21 protein-coding genes are annotated in these 18200 nt (G+C 72.1%); 10 read left to right on the forward strand and 11 right to left on the reverse strand.

Annotation, left to right across the window (positions count from 1 at the left end):
- Window positions 1–33: 33 nt before the first annotated feature.
- Window positions 34–1668, reverse strand: a complete 1635-nt coding sequence (locus ACP7BI_RS00250) for an amidohydrolase (RefSeq protein WP_425842784.1) — start codon at window positions 1666–1668, stop codon at window positions 34–36.
- Between the two features lie 136 nt (window positions 1669–1804).
- Here ACP7BI_RS00250 and ACP7BI_RS00255 point away from each other — a divergent pair, with 136 nt between their 5' ends.
- The 3 genes from ACP7BI_RS00255 (at window position 1805) to ACP7BI_RS00265 (ending at window position 5134) form a co-directional block, all read left to right on the forward strand.
- Entirely contained in the window at window positions 1805–2962 is a 1158-nt protein-coding gene (locus tag ACP7BI_RS00255; RefSeq protein ID WP_425842785.1) for a helix-turn-helix domain-containing protein, read from the forward strand.
- A 210-nt stretch (window positions 2963–3172) separates the two neighbouring features.
- A complete protein-coding gene (locus ACP7BI_RS00260) occupies window positions 3173–4510 on the forward strand; it encodes an MFS transporter (protein ID WP_425842787.1) in 1338 nt (445 codons plus the stop codon).
- A 180-nt stretch (window positions 4511–4690) separates the two neighbouring features.
- Window positions 4691–5134, forward strand: a complete 444-nt coding sequence (locus ACP7BI_RS00265) for a nitroreductase family deazaflavin-dependent oxidoreductase (protein ID WP_425842789.1) — start codon at window positions 4691–4693, stop codon at window positions 5132–5134.
- Between the two features lie 283 nt (window positions 5135–5417).
- Here the strand turns inward: ACP7BI_RS00265 and ACP7BI_RS00270 are convergent, their stop codons facing one another.
- The 5 genes from ACP7BI_RS00270 to ACP7BI_RS00290 all read right to left on the reverse strand — a co-directional run bounded on the left by ACP7BI_RS00270 (window position 5418) and on the right by ACP7BI_RS00290 (window position 9067).
- Window positions 5418–6047: an SDR family NAD(P)-dependent oxidoreductase gene (locus ACP7BI_RS00270; RefSeq protein WP_425842791.1), complete on the reverse strand. Its 630-nt coding sequence runs from the start codon at window positions 6045–6047 to the stop codon at window positions 5418–5420.
- Between the two features lie 246 nt (window positions 6048–6293).
- Complete coding sequence (locus ACP7BI_RS00275) at window positions 6294–7529, reverse strand: glycosyltransferase (protein ID WP_425842793.1); 1236 nt, start codon at window positions 7527–7529, stop codon at window positions 6294–6296.
- Window positions 7530–7655: 126 nt separating this feature from the next.
- Window positions 7656–7847, reverse strand: a complete 192-nt coding sequence (locus ACP7BI_RS00280) for a helix-turn-helix transcriptional regulator (RefSeq protein WP_425842795.1) — start codon at window positions 7845–7847, stop codon at window positions 7656–7658.
- A complete protein-coding gene (locus tag ACP7BI_RS00285) occupies window positions 7847–8317 on the reverse strand; it encodes a hypothetical protein (protein ID WP_425842797.1) in 471 nt (156 codons plus the stop codon). The genes ACP7BI_RS00280 and ACP7BI_RS00285 overlap by 1 nt, the downstream gene beginning before the upstream one ends.
- 108 nt (window positions 8318–8425) lie before the next feature.
- On the reverse strand, window positions 8426–9067 hold the full coding sequence (locus ACP7BI_RS00290) for an NAD(P)-dependent oxidoreductase (protein WP_208064112.1): 642 nt from the start codon (window positions 9065–9067) through the stop codon (window positions 8426–8428).
- Between the two features lie 202 nt (window positions 9068–9269).
- Between ACP7BI_RS00290 and ACP7BI_RS00295 the strand changes: the two genes are divergently transcribed.
- Window positions 9270–10151, forward strand: coding sequence for a manganese catalase family protein (locus ACP7BI_RS00295; protein ID WP_425842799.1), 882 nt, complete (start codon window positions 9270–9272; stop codon window positions 10149–10151).
- Window positions 10152–10250: 99 nt separating this feature from the next.
- On the opposite strand, the gene ACP7BI_RS00300 is transcribed toward ACP7BI_RS00295, so the two are convergent.
- Window positions 10251–11624, reverse strand: coding sequence for a DUF6421 family protein (locus ACP7BI_RS00300; RefSeq protein ID WP_425842801.1), 1374 nt, complete (start codon window positions 11622–11624; stop codon window positions 10251–10253).
- A 290-nt stretch (window positions 11625–11914) separates the two neighbouring features.
- Between ACP7BI_RS00300 and ACP7BI_RS00305 the strand changes: the two genes are divergently transcribed.
- The gene (locus ACP7BI_RS00305) at window positions 11915–12373 is read left to right on the forward strand and encodes a hypothetical protein (RefSeq protein WP_425842803.1); all 459 of its coding nucleotides are present in this window, start codon (window positions 11915–11917) and stop codon (window positions 12371–12373) included.
- 16 nt (window positions 12374–12389) lie between these two features.
- On the opposite strand, the gene ACP7BI_RS00310 is transcribed toward ACP7BI_RS00305, so the two are convergent.
- Window positions 12390–12734, reverse strand: a complete 345-nt coding sequence (locus ACP7BI_RS00310) for a hypothetical protein (RefSeq protein ID WP_425842805.1) — start codon at window positions 12732–12734, stop codon at window positions 12390–12392.
- Window positions 12735–12777: 43 nt separating this feature from the next.
- Window positions 12778–13590 carry an exodeoxyribonuclease III gene (locus ACP7BI_RS00315; protein WP_425842807.1) on the reverse strand — a complete coding sequence of 271 codons (813 nt, stop codon included), beginning with the start codon at window positions 13588–13590 and terminating at the stop codon, window positions 12778–12780.
- Between the two features lie 72 nt (window positions 13591–13662).
- Between ACP7BI_RS00315 and ACP7BI_RS00320 the strand changes: the two genes are divergently transcribed.
- The 3 genes from ACP7BI_RS00320 to ACP7BI_RS00330 all read left to right on the forward strand — a co-directional run bounded on the left by ACP7BI_RS00320 (window position 13663) and on the right by ACP7BI_RS00330 (window position 15908).
- Entirely contained in the window at window positions 13663–14274 is a 612-nt protein-coding gene (locus tag ACP7BI_RS00320) for a hypothetical protein (RefSeq protein WP_425842809.1), read from the forward strand.
- 20 nt (window positions 14275–14294) lie between these two features.
- Entirely contained in the window at window positions 14295–14852 is a 558-nt protein-coding gene (gene pyrE / locus ACP7BI_RS00325) for an orotate phosphoribosyltransferase (RefSeq protein ID WP_425842811.1), read from the forward strand.
- A gap of 129 nt (window positions 14853–14981) precedes the next feature.
- Complete coding sequence (locus ACP7BI_RS00330) at window positions 14982–15908, forward strand: AEC family transporter (RefSeq protein ID WP_425842813.1); 927 nt, start codon at window positions 14982–14984, stop codon at window positions 15906–15908.
- Here the strand turns inward: ACP7BI_RS00330 and ACP7BI_RS00335 are convergent.
- Complete coding sequence (locus tag ACP7BI_RS00335; RefSeq protein ID WP_425842815.1) at window positions 15905–16282, reverse strand: hypothetical protein; 378 nt, start codon at window positions 16280–16282, stop codon at window positions 15905–15907. The two genes, ACP7BI_RS00330 and ACP7BI_RS00335, sit on opposite strands and share 4 nt — an antisense overlap.
- A 61-nt stretch (window positions 16283–16343) precedes the next feature.
- Here ACP7BI_RS00335 and ACP7BI_RS00340 point away from each other — a divergent pair, with 61 nt between their 5' ends.
- Window positions 16344–16736 (forward strand): hypothetical protein, encoded by a 393-nt coding sequence (locus ACP7BI_RS00340; RefSeq protein WP_425842817.1) that lies wholly within the window; start codon window positions 16344–16346, stop codon window positions 16734–16736.
- Window positions 16737–16773: 37 nt separating this feature from the next.
- Here ACP7BI_RS00340 and ACP7BI_RS00345 read toward each other — a convergent pair whose 3' ends face one another.
- Window positions 16774–17493: a TetR/AcrR family transcriptional regulator gene (locus ACP7BI_RS00345; protein ID WP_425842819.1), complete on the reverse strand. Its 720-nt coding sequence runs from the start codon at window positions 17491–17493 to the stop codon at window positions 16774–16776.
- Window positions 17494–17624: 131 nt separating this feature from the next.
- On the opposite strand from ACP7BI_RS00345, the gene ACP7BI_RS00350 reads away from it, so the two are divergent.
- On the forward strand, window positions 17625–18164 hold the full coding sequence (locus ACP7BI_RS00350; RefSeq protein WP_425842821.1) for a hypothetical protein: 540 nt from the start codon (window positions 17625–17627) through the stop codon (window positions 18162–18164).
- Window positions 18165–18200 lie beyond the last annotated feature (36 nt).

Here is an 18200-nt window from a genome sequence, read left to right on the forward strand (position 1 = left end):
TCGGTGCCGCATCGCGCGGCATCCGCTGTGTCGTCACCGCTCGCTCAGCTCGCCGTGCACGGCCTCGCCGCCGACGAGCGTCGCGACGACATCGATGTCTCCGATCCGGTCGGTCGGCACCTCGCACGGGTCGTCGGCGAGCAGCACGAGGTCGGCGAGCATGCCGCGGGCGATGATGCCCTTCCGGTGGCCCCAGCCGGTCGCTGCCGCGGGCCCGGCCGTGCACGCCCGCAGGGCCTCCTCGACGCTCAACCGCTCGTCGGGTCCGTACAGCGCACCGCTCTCGGTGGTGCGCTCGACGAAGGCCTGGACGATCCGCAGCGGCTCCCCGGGAGCCACCGGTCGGTCGGAGCTGCCGGCGAGCACAGCACCGGCTCGCAGCACGCTCGCCGCCGGATAGGAGCGCGCGGTGCGCTCGGGCCCGAGGCGCGCGGCCATCCCGTCGCCGTACTCGGTGATGAAGCGCGGCTGCGGCACGAGGCTGACGCCGAGGCGCGCCATGCGCTCCAGCTGGTCGGGGCGCACGACGCCGCCGTGCTCGATGCGGTTCGGCAAGGGCGCCGAGCCGTGCCTGCCCTGCGCTTCGTCGACGAGGTCGAGGGCGTAGTCGACCGCGGCGTCGCCGATCGCGTGCAGCGCGAGCGCCCACCCTCCGGCGGCGGCCGCGAGCACCCGGTCCCGCATCTCCTCTGGGTCGCCGAGCAGGTAGCCGTGGTTGCCGTGGTCGTGCTGGTAGTCCTCGTGCATCGCGGCGGTGCCGCCGAGCAGCGAGCCGTCGGTGAACACCTTCACCGGGCCGAGCTGCAGGCGCTCGTCGCCGAGACCGCTGCGGACCCCCGCTGTGAGGCCGATGGCGCGCGGGTCGTCGGCGTGGCCCTCGAGCTCCGTCAGCGCGTCGAGGGTGATCATCGCCTGCATCCTCGTGCGCAGCAGGCCCCGCTCGAGCGCCCGCTGGTAGGCGGCGAACTCGCGGGGGCTGTGGCCGATCCATCCGCCCGCGATGCCCGCATCGGTGACGGACGTGATGCCCTCTCGTGCGTAGCGGGCGGTCGCCCGACCGAGCGCGTCCTCTATCGCGGTGAGCGGATCGGGCAGGAGCACGTCCTGGACGATCCGCATCGCGTTCTCCTCGAGCAGCCCGGTCGGCCGCCCGCGCTCGTCGCGCGCGATGACGCCGCCCACCGGGTCGGCCCTGGGCCCGTCGTCGATGCCGACGCGACGCAGGCCGGCGGAGCTCATCGTCGCTGCGTGGCCGGATGCGTGCTTGACCCAGACGGGACGGCCCTCGGCCGCGCGGTCGAGCGCGTCGCGGTCGAGCCGCCCCGAGAGGCCGAGCGGGTTGAAGCCGGACGCGATGATCCAGCCCGGGCCGTCGGTCTCGGCGGCGCGTGCCGCGACCAGCCCGTAGATCTCGTCCGGCGTCGATGCACCGGCCAGGTCGAGCTCGGCGAGCGTCTGGCCGAACCACACGCTGTGCGAGTGCGGGTCGTTGAAGCCGGGGAGGATCACGCCGCCGTCGGCATCGATGCGCCGATCGGCCCGCACGCCGTCGAGCTCCTCGTCGAGGCCCACGATGCGGCCATCCCACACGCCGATGCGGCTCGCGAAGGGGCGCGCAGGGTCGACCGTGCGCACGCGGGCGTCCTCGATGATGGCGTCGATGCGCATGCGAGGCCTCCTGGTGCTGCTCGTCGCCCATTCAATCTGGGCAGCAGTACAGCGACAATGCCCCACGGCACTGGATCTGCGCCGTAGACTGTGCAAGCGCACACTTCGTCGCGCGAGCTCTGGCAAGGAGGTCTCGATGGATCCCGCTCCGCCGCAGCGCGCTGATGCATGGCAGGCGCTCGTCGATCGGCTCGACGTCGAGATGCACAGCATCGTGGACGACTTCACGCGAGAGTTCGGTGAGCGCGCTCTCTACGAGAGCGACGCGGTCTCGCAGCAGGACCTCCGCGACACCGCGGAGGCGACGCTGCGCATGCTCGTGGCGCGCATGGCCGGGCGCAGCCCGACCACCGACCAGGCGGCGCTCGCGACATCGCTCGGGGTGCGCCGCGCGCGCCAGGGCGTGCCGCTCGATGCGCTGCTCGAAGCGGTGCGGATCGACTTCCGAGTGCTATGGCGGTGGCTGCAGCGGCTCGCGGGGGAGGATCAGCGGGCCGATCTCGTGGACCAGGTCGAGTCGGTGCTCACCGTCGTCGAGCAGTACGTCGACGAGGTGCAGCTGTCGTTCATGCGCGAGACGGCAGCGATGCAACGCGACGCCCGCCTGGCGACCGAGCGCCACCTCGCTCGCCTGCTGAGCGGCGATCCGCCTCGGCCGAGTGCGGTCGAGAGCATCGCCCAGGGTCTCGGCGTCCCTGCGGATGCGGAGTTCGAGCTGATCGCGGTGCCGGTCGAGCGCATCGAGCTCGCGCAGCGGGCGGCGGAGCCGCGCCTCGCCGCGGGAAGCCTCTTCGGCCACAGCCACGGGGACGCCTACTGCCTCTTCTGGGTGCGGGAGGAGGGCGACCGGTTGCCGGAGGAGCTCGCGGACCTCCCCGGGGTGCATCTGCGGCGGCTTCCCGGGCTCCTCTCGGTCGCGACCGGCGCCGGTACAGCGCGCGCTCTCCTCGCGGCAGTGCCGGCATCAGAGTCGCTCGCCCGCGTCGAGGACCTCTGGCCCGCGGTCGCGGCCCGACGGCTCGCCGAGATGGTGCCGGGTTTCGTCGAGCAGCGCCTCGCGCCGCTCGACGAGCTCTCCGACTACCAGCGCCGGGCGATCCTCGAGACGGTGCGCGTCTATCTGCACACCGGCTCGGTGCACGCGACGTCGAAGCGCGTCTTCTGCCATCGCAACACCGTGCTCAATCGGCTGTCCGCCTTCGGCGAGCGCACGGGGCTCGACGTCCAGGTGCCGACCGATGCGGCGCTCGCGCACGTGCTGCTGGCGTCTGCCGCGGTGGCCGATCGGCCATGATCCCAGCAGCGGCTTTGGGCGGCTGCACAATCCAGCGCCGCCATTGTGCGTGCTGCTGCCATTGAGCATGTGCAAATCGCTCCGCGACGATGACAGGACGACGTAGCACGCCCCGATCGTGCCGTCCGCCGCCGATTCGCACCGAGCCGGCGAGAACCGTCCAGCACCCCGACGCCCGCGACCCCAGTGGAGCTCGAGGAGGAGAGCAGCATGACTCAGACAGAGAACGCCGACTCGTCGCGCGAGGCGGCGGAGATCGTCGTCAGTCCCCGCGACGTCCGCCGCATCGCGACCGCCGCCTTCGTCGGCACCGCGCTCGAGTGGTACGACTACTTCCTGTTCGGCACCGCTGCCGCACTGGTGTTCAACCGACTCTTCTTCACCGAGCTCGACCCGACTGCAGCGGTCCTCGCATCGCTCGCGACGTTCGGCGTCGGCTTCGCCGCCCGTCCCATCGGCGCCTTCCTGTTCGGCGTGCTTGGGGACCGCGTCGGCAGGCGCCCCACGCTCATCCTCACCATCGTGCTCATCGGTGTCGCCACCGGCCTGATCGGGCTGCTGCCCACCTACGCCGACATCGGCATCCTCGCCCCGGTGATGCTCGTCGTGCTGCGGCTCTTCCAGGGCCTCGCGGTGGGCGGCGAGTGGGGCGGCGCGACCACGATCGCGATCGAGCACGCCCCCGTGCACCAGCGCGCCCGCTACGCCGCGCTCGTGCAGGTCGGCTCCCCCGTGGGCACTCTGCTCTCCTCTGGAGCGATCGCGCTCGTGCTGCTGTTCCCGCCCGCCGACTTCGACGCATGGGCATGGCGCCTGCCGTTCCTCGCGGCGTTCCCCCTGCTCGGTGTCGCCCTCTGGATCCGGCTCAAGGTCGAGGAGTCGCCGATCTTCGAGGATCTCGTCCGCCTCGACAAGCGAGCGAAGGTGCCGGCGCTGCAGGTGTTCACGAAGGCCTGGGGCCGACTCATCGTCGCGATCGCCGCGGCGTTCCTGGGCGTCGGCGGCTTCTACGTCATGAACACCTTCGTCGTCAGCTACGCCGCCAACACCCTTGGCATCGATCGCCAGATCGCGGTGAACGCGACGCTCATCGCTGCTGCGGCGCAGATCGTCGTCATCCTGCTGTGCGGCCGCCTCGCCGAGCGCGTGGGTCCTGGTCGGGTCACCTTCTGGGGCGGTCTGCTGACCGCCGCGGCCGCGGCGCCGATCTTCTGGCTCATCGACACGGGGTCGCCGCTCGCGATCACCTTCGCCGTGACCGCAGGCATCGCGCTCCTGACGATCACCTATGCCGTCACGGGCGCGCTGCTGTCGGAGCTCTTCCCGCCGGAGCTGCGCTACAGCGGCGTCTCCCTCGGCTACAACATCGCCGGCGCCCTCTCCGGATTCCTGCCGTTCGCGGCGACGTGGCTCATCAGCCTGAGCGACGAGGCGGTCTCGTGGCCTGCCGTCGTCATCCTGGCCGTGGTCTCGCTCATCACTGCCGCCGGAGGGTTCTTCGGCGAGCGACTGCGAGTGCGTGACAAGGAGCTTGTGCAGACGGCGTAGTCCGCTCGAGGGTCGGTGCCTCCGGGCACCGGCCCTCGTCCTACCCCAGTGCGGCTCGCCGGTCGCCTCCTCCTCCGCGGCCGATCGTGACGAGGGGACGCTACGGCGGCGGGAGCCTGAGGGCGACGCCCGGATCGGCACGGCATGCTGGAGGCTCGACAGGGCTGACGAAGGAGCACCATGCCGCTGCAGGGGGAGTACGCGCCGAGCGAGTCGGAGTGGGCGCGCAAGCAGGCCGAGACGTTCGAGGCCACGGACGGCCGCGAGGCCAACACGCTGCGCGGCAAGCCGATCATCGTGCTCACGAGCGTCGGCGCGAAGAGCGGCAAGCTGCGGAAGACCGCGCTCATGCGCGTCGAGCACGAGGGGGAGTACCTCGTGGTGGCGTCCAAGGGCGGCCACCCCACGCATCCGACCTGGTACTGGAACCTCAAGCGCAACCCGCACGTCGAGCTGCAGGACGGCGCCGAGCGGCACGACTACCTCGCGCGCGAGCTCGAGCCGGGCGAGGAGCGGGATGCGTGGTGGGCGCGCGCGGTCGAGGCCTGGCCGGACTACGCCGACTACCAGGTGAAGACCGACCGGCTCATCCCGGTGTTCCTGCTCACGCGCATGGAGGGCTGAGCGCAGAGGCGGCCGTCGGGCGTGTCCCTGAGCTCGAGGCTGCGCGGCTGCCCGCTCTGCGCGCCGGTCGGGCGCAGCACGAGCGAGCGCACGAGGATGCCGGACACGACGAGCCGGGGGAGCGTCGGGACCGCCGGGCCGGCCATGCGGTGATCATGGCAGACGGCCGCGGGCCGCGCCGGGCGCGTGCCGCTCGACCGGCCCTGTGCGCGGCCGAGCCCTCGTCGGCGGCTGCCCTCGCAGCCACCCGGTTGAGCGGATTGCGGCTCGGGTGGGCGAGGCGTCAGTCGGCGGTCGCGGCGGGCGCGAACTCGGCGGCGAGCTCGGCGGCGAGCTCGGCGACGTCGGTGTAGCCGGCGAAGTCGCGCTCAGGCTGCGCCGCGCGATCCGCGTCGGCGACGAGCGCCTTGACGCGCTTCACGACCGTGCGCGCGGGCGTCGCCCGCAGCTCGTGCCCGACCGCGGCGAGCCACGTCTCGGCGGCAGCCTTGAGCGCGACGTAGTTCGCGTTGCCCGCAGTGGGCCGCTCGAGCCCGGTCGTCGAGACGATCGCGATGACGCCCGCTGCCGAGCGCCCGATCGCGGGCGCGAGCGCGCGCGTGGTGTTGCGCAGCGTGCCGACGACCCGCTGCTCGAGCCATGCCCAGTCCTCGTCGGACTGCCCCGCGAGGCCGCCGCCGCCGCGCCAGCCGCCCACGAGGTGCACGAGCCCGTCGAGCTCGTCCACCTCCTCGGCGAGCGACCGCACCGCCTCGAAGTCGGTCAGGTCGCACTCGAAGCGAGCCGAAGCATCCACGAGCCCGAGGCGGTCGGCGTTCGAGCCGACCGCGATCACGTGGTGGCCTGCCTCGAGCAGGGCGGATGCGGTGGCGTGCCCGAGCGCGCTCGTGGCGCCGGCAATGAGGATGCGCATGCGCCCAGTCTGCCCGGCTATCGGTCGGCGTCGATCATCGCGAGCTCGACGCCGGCGGTGATCGAGGCGATCGCGAGCACGAGGCCCAGGAGCGCGGCCGGCCACGCCCGCCGGGCGCGAGGCAAACCACAGCACGCCCATCAGCACGAGCGCCGGGTGCGCGGCGATGAGCGGCAGCAGGAGGAGCGCGCCGCTCCACACCCGATCGGCGCATCGGTCGGGCGAGCGGGTTGCTGGATGGAAGCCTCACGTGCGAGGCGGCACGGGCAGCCGCTGCTCGATGAGCGACGCGGCCCGCGCCGGGCCGCCCGCCGCTTCGAAGCCGGCCGCGACCGCCTCGACGCCCGCGCGCATCCCCTGGGCCCGCCGCACCGCATCCCGCAGCCGCTTCGGCTCGAGCCGGTGCCGCGGCACACGGACGCCGGCGCGCGCATGCTCGACGCGCGCCGCGACCTCGAGCTGGTCGCGGCCCCACGGCACGACCACCACCGGCACGCGCATGGCGAGCGCCTTCTGCGTCGCGCCCATGCCCCCATGCGTGATGGCGCAGACCGCTCGCGAGAGCACGAGCCCGTGCGGCACGAAGTCGACGACGCGAGCGTTGGCGGGCGGGTCGCCCTCGAGGCGCACGCCCGCCGGCATGGTGGCGACGACCGTCACCGGCTCGTCGCGGAGCGCCTCGAGCGCGACGCGGACGATGTCGGCATCGGCCTGGAACTCGCTCGAGGTGGTCACGAGCACGATGGGGCCGTCGATCGCCTCGAGCCAGTCGGGGGCGGGCAGCGGCGGCTCCCACGTGGTGGGGCCGACCATGACGAGGTCGGGCGCCCAGTCGGGGTGCGGATACTCGAGCGGCTCGGCGGTCGTCACGAGCGTCAGCGGCGCGAGCCTGTCGGCCTGGCTCGCGCTGATGATCGGCGGCACGCCGAGCCGCTGCCGCAGCGGGTTGAGCTGCGGCAGGATCAACCGCTCCATCGCCCCGTTCACGACCCGGTAGGCGACCGCATCGCGTGCTCGCCCGAAGGGCCCTCGCATGGGCCGCAGGCCAGGACCGAACGGCGGCGTGCCCTTGGAGCGCACCGCGGGTGTGTAGGGGGAGAATGCGACCCACGGCAGCCCCGAGCGCTCGGCCGCGGCGGCAGCACCCCACGAGTTGATGTCGGTGATCACGAGATCCGGCTGCGCGCGTTCGAGCAGTCGCTGCAGGTCGTCACCGTCGAAGGCGCCTCGCGCGACGAAGGTCTCGATCGCGCGAGCGAGGCCGTCGAGCGGCTTCGTCGCCTGCCAGTCGGTGATCTCGACCGCCTCGATCCGGGGGTCGATGGCGTCGGCGTCGAACCCGAGCTCGCGCATCCGCTCGACCTGGTCGCCGAGCGTCCGGAGCCGGATGCTGTGCCCGCGCCGCTGCAGCTCGAGCAGCACCCCCGTCAGCGGCAGCAGGTGCCCGATCGCGGGGCTCGTGTAGGCGGCGATGACGGCCAAGCGGTGCCTCCTCCGACGTCCTCGCGCGGCCGGCACGGTGGCCGATGCCGGACGGCGCCTTGAGCGGGAGGCTAGTCGGGAAGGTGCGTGCGGGGAAGGGTCGCGATCGCCGGCCGTGCTCGGCCATCACTCCGGCGAGAAGAGGTCCTCGATCGTGCAGCCGAAGACCGCTGCGAGCCGGAACGCGACCGGGAGCGAGGGGTCGAAGCGCCCCTTCTCGATCGAGATGACGGTCTGCCGGGAGACGCCGAGCTCGTCGGCGAGCCGCTGCTGCGACCAGCCGAGCTCCGCCCGGCGCTCGGGAAGGGCGTTGCGCATCAGGCATCCGCTCGCTTCGCGAGCTGATAGCGCACGCCGAAGTCGGCCATCACCATCGTGCCGAGCACGATGAGCAGGATCCCCGTGTTCACCTGCAGCTGCGTGAACGAGAACAGCGCGGCACCGATGCCGACGGTGATGAGCACGTCGTGCATCGTGCCCTCGGCCGCCTTCGCGTACCAGCGCGACTCGATCGAGTCCTCCGGCCGCTCGATCGAGCCCTTGAGCGACGAGCGGTCGACGAGCAGCGCCCACGGCAGCATGACGCTCACCGGCAGCGTCACGACCGCGACGATCGCGAAGCGCATCCATGCCTCGCCGGTCTCGCCGATCCAGGCGTAGAGCCCCCCGAGGCCGCTCGAGATGGCGAGCCCGATGAGCAGCGAGACGAGCACGAGCGCCGCTGTGCCGCCGCCGAAGCGGGCTCGGCCGATGGTCGACTGCGGGGCGGATGCGGTGGGGTCGCTCATGGCGTCTCCTTCGGTCGAGCGTAGGTCGATGTCAAGGAGACTCTACGGTCAAGTCTGCTTGACTGTCAAGCACACTTCACTCACCCCGCCGCGCTCAGCGCCGGCCGCTCAGTAGGCGAAGGAGATGTGCTCCCGGCGGTGCGCGCCCGCCTCGATCTCGTCGACGACCGCGAGCGCGAAGTCGGGGCCGGAGATGACCGAGCCGCCGTCCGCGTCGAAGAACGCGTCCTCGCCGCCCGTGCGGTACTCGCCGCGGCGCGTCTGGTCGGGCACGAAGCCGCCGAACGTGCCGGCGGGCGAGACGTAGGTCCAGTCGACCCCGTCCGTCGCCGCGACCCGCTCGTAGGCCGAGAAGAGCTCGAGCGACTCCGGCTTGTACTCGGGCGCGAACGCGTCGGTGTTCACGATCCGCTCGCCGTCGGCGTCCTTCAGCGAGCCGAACCCGCCGACGATGAGGAACCGCGCACCGGTCTCCGCGACGCGCGTCGCGACGTCGGCATACGCATCCGCCACCTTGCCCTCCATGTCGCCGCGCGGCGAGAGCGCGCCGACGACGACCTCGGCGCCGTCGAGCGCCTGCGCGAGCACGTCGCCGTCGAGCACCGAGCCGCGGATGACGCGCGCGCCCTCGGGTGCCTCGCTCGGCGTCGAGCGAGAGACGAGGGTGAGCTCGTGCCCGCGGCTCGCGGCCTCCTTCGCGATCCATCCGCCCGCGAACCCCGTCGCGCCGAGCACCGTGATCTTCGCCATGCCGTCCTCCTCGAGAAGTCTGTGTCCTCGAGCCAACCGAGACGATGCCTGGTGCATTCCGCGCGCGGTTCCGTCCCCTGTCACCCGACTCCCAGGAGGCTCGGATGCGACACGCGGGCCGCGTGCCGACGCCCCGCCGGTGGCGTCGGTGCTCCGCCCGAGGTCACCCGATCTCGGGCTTCGATCGTTCGGGAGGAACCACATGTACGTCCACCGCCAGGAGCTGCAGCACAAGGCCACGCCGGACAAGCCCGACGCGGTCTACGCGCGCAAGCTGCAGGAGGTGCTCGGCGGGCAGTACGGAGAGATCTCGGTCGCGATGCAGTACTCGTTCCAGGCCTGGAACATGCACATGCCCGGCAAGTACCGCGACCTCGTCTTCGGCATCGCCGCCGAGGAGATGGGGCACGTCGAGATGCTCGCCGTGATGATCGCGCAGCTGCTCGAGAAGGCGCCGCTCGGCATCACCGATGACGCCGTCCAGTCCGACCCGACGGTCGCTGCCGTCGTCGGCGGCACCGACATCCAGCACGGCATCGTCGCCGGCGCCGGCGCCCGCCCGGTCGACTCGATGGGCAACCCGTGGCAGGGCAGCTACATCACGGCGAGCGGCAACCTGCTCGCCGACTTCACGTCGAACGCGAACGCCGAGATGCAGGGCCGCGTGCAGGTCGCCCGGCTCTACCACATGACCGACGACCACGGCGTGCGGGACCTGCTGAAGTTCCTGCTCGCGCGCGACACGATGCACCAGAACCAGTGGATGGCGGCCGCGGCGGAGCTGCGCGAGGAGGGTCTCGAGGGCTGGCCGGTGCCGTCGAGCTTCCCGCAGCGGAAGGAGCACACCGACGTCTCGTACGAGTACATCAACTTCAGCGACGGCGAGGCCGCGAGCGAGGGCAGCTGGGCGAAGGGCCCCACGCCCGACGGCCACGGCGAGTTCTCCTACCGCGCCGAGCCGGGGCCCGGCGTGCCGATGCCGCCCGCGACGCAGCCCGACGCGCGCTGGTACGGCACGACGCCGAAGCCGAACACGATGGAGAAGATCGCCGGCGAGGTGCAGGACAAGCTCCACATGGAGTGAGCCGCGCTGCCCGGCGACGGGTGCGGAACGACCGACGGGGTGCTGGCGAACCAGCACCCCATCGGTGCGAGCGCACCCGTTGCAGCGGAAGAGCGGCGGCTACACCGACTCGGCGGTGATGCCCTTCGTCGAGCCGATGACGTTGCGCATCTTCTTCTCGAACGCCTCGTAGAACATCGAGAGCGGGAATTCGTCGTCCATCACGAGGTCGGTGAGCTGGCGCGGCGTGCCGTCGAGCGGCAGGTTCCCGGCCTTCCACGCGGATGCGGGGTGCGGCTCGACGACGGAGGAGACGAGCTCGTAGGCGGCGAGCCAGTGCGCGACCTTGGGGCGGTCGATCGACTTCCAGTAGAGCAGCTCGATCGCCTCGCCGAGCTTGTTGACGACGTCGGGCACCTCGTCCCAGTCGAAGGCGAGCTGCGTGTCGGTCCAGTGCAGCACGCGGTGCTGGTGCAGCCACGCGAAGAGCAGCTGACCGCCCAGGCCGTCGTAGTTGCGCACGCGCGAGCCCGTGATGGCGAAGCGGAAGATGCGGTCGAAGATGACCGCGTACTGCACGAGCTTCGCGTGCTTCGCGAGGTCGCGGTCGGCATCCGTCGCCCGGTCGTCGGCCGCGATGCGCCGCTCGATCGCGACCGCCTCGCGGAACGCGGTGAGGTCGCAGCGCAGCTCCTCGAGCGAGTAGAGGAAGAACGGCATGCGCTGCTTGATCATGAACGGGTCGAACGGCAGGTCGCCGCGCATGTGGGTGCGGTCGTGGATGAGGTCCCACATCACGAAGGTGCGCTCGGCGAGGCCCTGGTCGGCGAGCATCTCGGCGGCGTCGGCGGGCAGCTCGAGCTTCGTGACGTCGCACGCGGCCTCGACGACGCGGCGGAAGCGCGCGGCCTCGCGGTCCTGGAAGATCGCGCCCCACGTGAACGTCGGGATCTCGCGCATCGCGACCGTCTCGGGGAAGAGCACGGCCGAGTTGGTGTCGTAGCCGGCGGTGAAGTCGATGAAGCGCAGCGGCACGAAGAGCTTGTTCGAGTAGTCGCCCGCCTCGAGGTCGGCGATGAACTCGGGCCAGATGACCTCGACGAGCACGGCCTCGACCTTGCGGTCGGGCGAGCCGTTCTGCGTGTACATCGGGAACACGACGAGGTGCTGCAGGCCGTCGACGCGGTGCTCCTGCGGCTGGAACCGCACGAGCGAGTCGAAGAAGTCGGGCTCGTCGAAGCCCGAAGCCTCCCAGCGCTCGAAGTCGAGGGCGGCCTGCTCGAGGTAGGCGGCGTCGTGCGGGAACTCGGGGGCGATGTCGCGGATGCCCTGGGTCAGCTCGGCGACGTGTGCGCGGGCGCTCTCGTGGTGCGCGGCGTCATCGATCGCGCCGCTCTTCGACTGGAGCGGCTGGAGCGCGGTCGCGGCGGCCTTGATGCGGAGCCAGGCGGGGTGCTGGCGGAGGTCGGCGGCGGTGGCCTGGGTCATCGTCATGGGAGCCTCCCTGGCGGTCGGTGCGGGCTGCGGATCAGCGGGCCGGATCGGGCGGATCAAGCCGTCGGGCGCACCATCGGTGCGTGTTTCCAGCGTATGGGCGGCCCAGCGCACGTATCTTGCGTTCAGGCCGCCCTTTCCCGCCAGTTCTGCGCCGCACGAGCGAGCCTGCGGTCTCGCGCAACGCTCTTGCGCGAGGCGCTGAGCATCGCCTCAGGAGGCGGCGAAGTCGGCTCGGCGGGCCGTAGCGTTCGGCACGCTGGAGGCTGGCCATCGAGCGGGAGGATGCCATGGACGGCGCACCGAGCCCGCGGCCGCCTGCGTCGCACGTCGGCGCGCAGGTCGTCGCCGTGGTCGCGCTGCACTTCGGCACCGCCGTCGTGGCCGAGCGCTTCGGCGCCGCGCGACTCGGCCGGCTGCTGTCCGTGCCGCTGCCCCACGGCGGCGGGCTCGGCGCGACGATCGCCGGCTGGGCGGTCGCCTCGGCGGGGCCGCTCGCCCTGTGGGCGCTGCTCATCGTCGCCCGTGCCCTGATCCTGCGGCGCGGCGACTCGAGCTTCTGGTTCATCGGCGCGGCGATGCTCGTCGCCGCGACGACGTTCGCCATCGCGATCACGCACGGCGTCGTCGACGGCGGTCTCGACGTGCGCTCGGTCTCGGCGGCGATCGCCGGCTGGCTCCTGCCTGGATGCGCGGCACTCGTCGCGGGGGCGGTGCACCTCGCGAGGCGGCGAGGCGAGCGGCCCTGAGCCGCTCCGGCTCGCTTCAGACGAGCGAGCTCGCCACCAGGAAGCCGGCCCAGCTGCCGACCGCGGCGGCGATCGGCGCGAAGATCGCCCAGCGCTGCTTCGTCGCGGCGGCAGCTGCGCCGATGCCGTTGCCGATGAGCGTGCACGAGAGCAGCGACACCCAGTAGACCAGCCGCGCCGGCCCCTGGTCGGCGCCCGACGCCTGCGCGGCCTCCACGAGCGACCCGTCGCCGATCGGCGCGAGCAGCAGCAGCCCGACGATGTTCGCGAACACGAGCACCCACGTCGCGAGTCGCCAGCGGTCGGCCGGCGTCCACTCTCGCTGCGGCTCGAGCTCCTCGTCGTCCCACTCGATGCTCACGACTGCGTCACCTCCGGCGTGACGGGACCCGACGCATCCGCCATCAGAAGATCATCGGCCGGTCGTCGTCGAGCTCGGTCTCGAGGTCGAGGTCGACCACCACCGGCACGTGGTCGCTCGGGGCGTCGCCCGAGCGCTCGTCGCGGTGGATCGCCGCGCGCGTCACGAGGTCGGCGAGCTCGGGGCTGCCGAGCACGAAGTCGATGCGCATGCCCTCATCCTTGTTCCAGCGCCCCGCCTTGTAGTCCCAGTAGGTGTAGCCGGGGGCGCGGTCGCGCACGACGTCGACGAGGCCCGCCTCGAGCAGCGCGCCGAACGCCTCGCGCTCGGGCTGCGACACGTGCGTCGAGCCGTCGAACACGCCGATGTCCCACACGTCGGCGTCGAGCGGCGCGATGTTGAAGTCGCCCATGAGCGCGAGCGGCTGCCCGCGCCACTCGTCGAGCAGGCCCGTGAGCACCCGCAGCCACTCGAGCTTGTAGCCGTAGTGCGCGTGCGTGAGCTCGCGGCCGTTGGGCACGTAGAGGCTCCAGAGCCGCACGCCCTCGACCGTCGCCGCCATCGCGCGCGCCTCGACCACCGGGTCGCCGGTGTTGGCGTAGCCGGGCTGGCCCGGGAAGTCGCGCTCGACCTCGGTCATCGGCAGCCGCGACGCGATCGCGACGCCGTTCCACTGGCTGTGGCCGTGCGCCTGCACCTCATAGCCTGCGGCCTCGAACGCGGCGTAGGGGAACTGCTCCGTCTTGCACTTGATCTCCTGCATGGCGAGCACGTCGACGTCGCTGCGCTCGAGCCAGTCGACGATGCGGGCCGTGCGAGCGCGCACGGAGTTCACGTTCCAGGTGGCGATGCGCATGCTCTGAGCCTAGATGGGGTCGCGGATGCGCGGGGTTGGGGCACGCACGTACCCCTGGTGCACACTGGATGCATGGGAACCGCGCGCGAACGCTATCTCCAGGCGCTCGATCTCTTCTCCGCCGAGGCTCGAGCCGGAGCGGACCGACTGGGTCTGCCGTCGGCGTGCTCCGACTGGTCGATCGCCGACGTCGTCCGCCACGTCTCGGGCGTGCAGGCCGAGCACGGCGGGGCCGCGCTGCTGGGCAGCGGCGCCGGCTCCGAGGAGCGGGCGCACCTCGAGATCATGGGTCCGGGCGGCGACTTCGAGGCCGTCGAGCGCTGGGAGGCGCTCGCGGCGCAGCTGCGCTCCGCGGCGCACACCGCGGTCGAGGAGCGCTTCGCAGGGCTCGCCCTGCCGACGCTCGACATGGCGCTCCACGCGTGGGACGTGCGCTGGGCCTCGGCCCGCGTCGGCCTCTCCGGCAACCTCGAGTTCCCCGCCGACCTGCTCGGGTGGATGGAGGCGTTCCGCGACAGCGCCGACGAGGCGGCCGTGCGCCGGCCCGGCATCTTCGACGCGCCGATCGAGCCGCCGGCCGGTGCGACGCGGTCGGAGCGCCTCGTCGCGTGGGCGGGCCGCGACCCGCGCACGGGCATGCGGCCGCGCGCCGACAGCGTGCCCGTCCCGACCGACGCGTCCTGACGCATCCGCGAAGTAGCCTGGTGGGCGTGACTGCGCGCGACCGACTCATCCAGCTCATCCGCGACGAGGCCGTCTTCCACGGCGACTTCGTGCTCACGAGCGGCAAGCGCGCGAGCTACTACATCGACCTCCGCAAGCTCTCGCTCGACCACCGCGCCGCGCCGCTCATCGGCGACGTGCTGCTCGACCTCGTCGCCGACATCCCCGATGTCGCGGCGGTCGGCGGGCTCACGATGGGCGCCGACCCGCTCGCGAACGCCGTGCTGCACCGTGGGCTCGCGCGCGGGCTCGAGGTGGATGCGTTCGTCGTGCGCAAGGAGCCGAAGGACCACGGGCGCGGCCGGCAGATCGAGGGACCGGAGCTCGCGGGCAAGCGCGTCGTCGTCGTCGAGGACACGTCGACGACGGGCGGCAGCCCGCTCAAGGCGATCGAGGCGCTGCGGAAGGTCGGTGCCGAGGTCGTGGCCGTCGCGGTGATCGTCGACCGCGCGACCGGCGCGCAAGCGGTGATCGAGGCGGCGGGCGTCGAGTACCGGGCGGCGATCACCCTCGACGACCTCGGGCTCGAGCCGCAGTAGCCCCGCCCGACATACGTCGAACTTCCCTCTCCGGCGGGCTCTCGTGGCGGGAACCCGCACCTCCGGGAAGTTCGGCCAGAGCGCCGTGTCAGACTTGCTATCTGACAAGCGGCGGATGCGGGAGGTCACGTGGGCGGAGTGCTCGTCGGCTTCGGCATCATCGGCTTCGTCATCCTCGTCGGCTGGCTGCTCGCGCGCTTCCGGATCGTCGATCAGGAGGGGCGGCTCGTGCTCAACCGCACGAGCTTCTTCGCCGCGAGCCCCGCGCTGCTCTTCACAGTGCTGAGCGAGGCCGATGTAGGCCTGCTGTTCTCGAGCGTGCTCGCGGTCGCGCTCGTCGCGTTCGTCGCGGTCGCACTCATCTATGCCGTCGTCGCGCGCATCTGGTTCACCCGCGATCCGAGCCGGATCGCGATCGCCGCGACCGCGACCGGCTACTCGAACATCAACAACATCGGGCTGCCCGTCGCGATCTACGTCATCGGCGACGCGAGCTTCGTGGGGCCCATGCTGCTGCTCCAGCTGCTGCTGCTCGCCCCCGCCCTGCTCGCGACCCTCGACATCCTGACCTCGGGTCGCGCATCCGTCTCGCGCATCCTCACCCAGCCGCTCCGCAACCCGATGCTCATCGCGTCGGCCCTCGGTGCGCTGGTCTCGGCGCTCGAGATCGAGCTGCCCGCCCCGGTGCTCGCGCCGCTCGAGATCCTCGGCGGCGCCGCGGTGCCGCTCATGCTGCTCGCGTTCGGCATCTCGCTCAGCGGCGACCGGCCGCTGCAGCCGGGCTCCGGCCGCAAGGAGGTGGCGCTCGCGGTGCTGCTGAAGTCGCTCGTCATGCCGGTCGTTGCCTTCGCACTCGCGCGCTTCGCCTTCGGCCTCGACGAGCAGCTCGTCTACGCGTGCACCGTGATGGCGGCGCTGCCGAGCGCGCAGAACATGTACCAGTACGCGCTCCGCTACGACCGGGCGACCCTCATCACCCGCGACATCGTGCTGCTGACGACCTTCGGGTCGTTGCCGGTGATGCTGCTGATCGCGTGGCTGCTGGGGCCGGCTTAGGCGCCGCTCAAGCCGGGCCACTCGGTGAGCGGCGGTGCCGGCCGCAGCCGGCCGGTCTCGGGCACCGGCAGCTCCCAGAAGCGGGCGTCGCCGCCGACCGCACCGAGGTCGTCGCGCTTGACGCGCACCCGCTCGGGCGTCACCTCAGTGACCCGCACGCGCACGTCACCGTCGTCGAGCGACAGCAGGAACGCATCCATCAGCCACGCGATCGAGTGCTCGTCGAGCGCCTCCTCGGCGGCGAGCCAGTCGCCGGCGGCCGCGAGCGGGCGGCCGAGCAGGTCCATGGGCTGGAAGCCGTCGCCGATCATCCGCACGTAGCCGACGGTCTCGCCGTCGGGGCGACGGTGGGGCATCCAGTCGCTCGGGATCATGCCGGCCACGATACGGCGGATGCGCTGGGGCACGTCGGGCGGGATGGCCTACGGTGTGCGCATGAGCGACGCCGCACCGCAGCACCCACCGCACGTGACAGCCGGGCAACCGCCGCAGCAGTACGCGCCGCCGCCCGCGCGCCGCGGCGGCCGGACGTTCGCGATCCTCGCGCTCGCCTTCGCCGGCCTCGAGGTGCTCACCGGGCCGCTCATGGTGCTCGTGCTCAGCGGAGCGATCCGCGCTGGTTTCGACCCCTCGGGCATCGACCTGCTGAGCGGCGGCGTCGGCGCGCTCAGCGCGGTGCTCGGCGCCATCGCCGCCGCGCTCGCGATCGTCTCGATCGTCCGGCGGGAGCCGGCGCCCCTGCTCGCCGGCATCGCGCTCGGTGTCGCGATCTCGGCGCTCGCGTCGCTGATCGCGTCGGCACTGCAGGTCGTGCTCTTCTCGTTCTGAGCCGCGGGCGCGGCGGCGCTCACGGGCGTCGCGGCCGCTACTGCGAGAGCTCGCGGTCCAGGCGGTCGAGCAGCGCCTCGAGCGAGATCTCGAACTCCTCGTCGCTGCGCTCCTCGCTCAGCAGGGGCCGCAGACGAAGGACCTCCGGCGCGTCCTCGAGCGTGAGCTCGCCGTCAGCGTGCGGGATGGTCGCGTCCCCTTCGTCGAGCGGCTCCTCGACCGGACCGGTGTCGGCTCCCCGCACCGACGACTCCAGCAGCAGCTGCCCGAGCAGGAAGCTGCTGAAGAGGCGGTAGGTCGTGACGGCCTGCTGATCGCTGAAGCCCTGCTGCACAAGGGTGCTGAGCAGGGTCTCGACGACCTCGACGCTGCGCAGCGGCGGCCGCAGCCACGGTGCCGCCGGGTGCCGGGTCGCGACGAGCGGGAAGGCCTTCGGGTGCTCGATCGCGATGCGACGCACCCGATGCGCGAACAGCTGGAGGAAGCCCTGCCAGTGCTCGGCGAGCTCCTCGTCGAGCTCTGCCGTCAGGTCGCCCATGAGCCGGTTCACGACGCCCTCGAGCAGATCCTCCTTGCCGTGCACGTAGCGATACAGCGCCATCGCCTCCACGCCCAGGTCTTGCGCAAGCGATCGCATGGTGAGGCCGTGGGGTCCTGATCGGTCGATGTGCGCGAGGGCGGCGTCGATGACCAGCTCTTGGCTCAGCCGCCGCGCGGGCGCGGCGGACTCCGGCTTGCTGGTCGATCGCTTCGTCATCCGTCTTCCCTCTCGGTGCGGTGGCCCGCGCTCGCGCCCAACGCTACTGTGGTTTACGTTGTAAACCGATGGCTCACGACGACACCGTCACCCATCGATCCACGACCCGACCACGCTTGCGAGGAGCAGCCGTGCAGCGCACGAACGAGACCGACGGCCTCATGACGCACCTGTCCGCCGCGATCTCGACGCGCGCGGACCGGGCGAGGCTGCGAGGCGCACGCCGCCAGGCGCCGGTGACGACCGAGTTCGAGATCCGCATCCTCCGCGAGGGCGACCGGAAGGTGCTCCACGCCGGTGCGGTCTCGTCGCTCGTCTCCACCGCCTTCCTCGAGGCACTGTTCATGACGACGAGCGACGCGACGCTGCAGCGCCTCGTGCCGAGGAACCCGCGCGCGCCGCTGTGGGTCATCGCGCGCGGCGTGCACCGCGACTTCGACGAGGCGGCGCTCGCGAGCTTCGCGAGCCGCATGGGCCGACCGGATCTCGCGGCGGCGCTCGGAGAGCCCATCGCCGACGGCACGGTCACGATCGAGGAGCGCTGGGTCGCGATCGGCGGCGGTGCGCCGCCGCTGCTCGAGCCGAGGCTGCGCTGCGGCGACGCACTCGTCGGGCACGAGCCGACGGGCGACCCCGACGATGACGACACGGCTGGTGCCCGCCGCGACTGAGCTGAGCGCAAGGGCTCGGTGCGGCCCGCGCCGAGG

The sequence above is a fragment of the Agrococcus sp. TSP3-2-1 genome, assembly GCF_049897585.1.
In the GTDB taxonomy this organism is placed as follows: domain Bacteria; phylum Actinomycetota; class Actinomycetes; order Actinomycetales; family Microbacteriaceae; genus Agrococcus.

Excerpts from the sequence above, each read along its gene's own strand:
- ACP7BI_RS00300 (WP_425842801.1), bottom strand. The coding sequence starts at position 11,624 with ATGACGATGACCCAGGCCACCGCCGCCGACCTCCGCCAGCACCCCGCC.
- ACP7BI_RS00295 (WP_425842799.1), top strand. The coding sequence starts at position 9,270 with ATGTACGTCCACCGCCAGGAGCTGCAGCACAAGGCCACGCCGGACAAG.
- ACP7BI_RS00270 (WP_425842791.1), bottom strand. The coding sequence starts at position 6,047 with ATGCGCATCCTCATTGCCGGCGCCACGAGCGCGCTCGGGCACGCCACC.
- ACP7BI_RS00335 (WP_425842815.1), bottom strand. The coding sequence starts at position 16,282 with ATGATCCCGAGCGACTGGATGCCCCACCGTCGCCCCGACGGCGAGACC.
- ACP7BI_RS00255 (WP_425842785.1), top strand. The coding sequence starts at position 1,805 with ATGGATCCCGCTCCGCCGCAGCGCGCTGATGCATGGCAGGCGCTCGTC.
- ACP7BI_RS00320 (WP_425842809.1), top strand. The coding sequence starts at position 13,663 with ATGGGAACCGCGCGCGAACGCTATCTCCAGGCGCTCGATCTCTTCTCC.
- ACP7BI_RS00340 (WP_425842817.1), top strand. The coding sequence starts at position 16,344 with ATGAGCGACGCCGCACCGCAGCACCCACCGCACGTGACAGCCGGGCAA.
- ACP7BI_RS00260 (WP_425842787.1), top strand. The coding sequence starts at position 3,173 with ATGACTCAGACAGAGAACGCCGACTCGTCGCGCGAGGCGGCGGAGATC.
- ACP7BI_RS00290 (WP_208064112.1), bottom strand. The coding sequence starts at position 9,067 with ATGGCGAAGATCACGGTGCTCGGCGCGACGGGGTTCGCGGGCGGATGG.
- ACP7BI_RS00265 (WP_425842789.1), top strand. The coding sequence starts at position 4,691 with ATGCCGCTGCAGGGGGAGTACGCGCCGAGCGAGTCGGAGTGGGCGCGC.
- ACP7BI_RS00285 (WP_425842797.1), bottom strand. The coding sequence starts at position 8,317 with ATGAGCGACCCCACCGCATCCGCCCCGCAGTCGACCATCGGCCGAGCC.
- ACP7BI_RS00345 (WP_425842819.1), bottom strand. The coding sequence starts at position 17,493 with ATGACGAAGCGATCGACCAGCAAGCCGGAGTCCGCCGCGCCCGCGCGG.
- ACP7BI_RS00250 (WP_425842784.1), bottom strand. The coding sequence starts at position 1,668 with ATGCGCATCGACGCCATCATCGAGGACGCCCGCGTGCGCACGGTCGAC.
- ACP7BI_RS00315 (WP_425842807.1), bottom strand. The coding sequence starts at position 13,590 with ATGCGCATCGCCACCTGGAACGTGAACTCCGTGCGCGCTCGCACGGCC.
- ACP7BI_RS00305 (WP_425842803.1), top strand. The coding sequence starts at position 11,915 with ATGGACGGCGCACCGAGCCCGCGGCCGCCTGCGTCGCACGTCGGCGCG.
- ACP7BI_RS00280 (WP_425842795.1), bottom strand. The coding sequence starts at position 7,847 with ATGCGCAACGCCCTTCCCGAGCGCCGGGCGGAGCTCGGCTGGTCGCAG.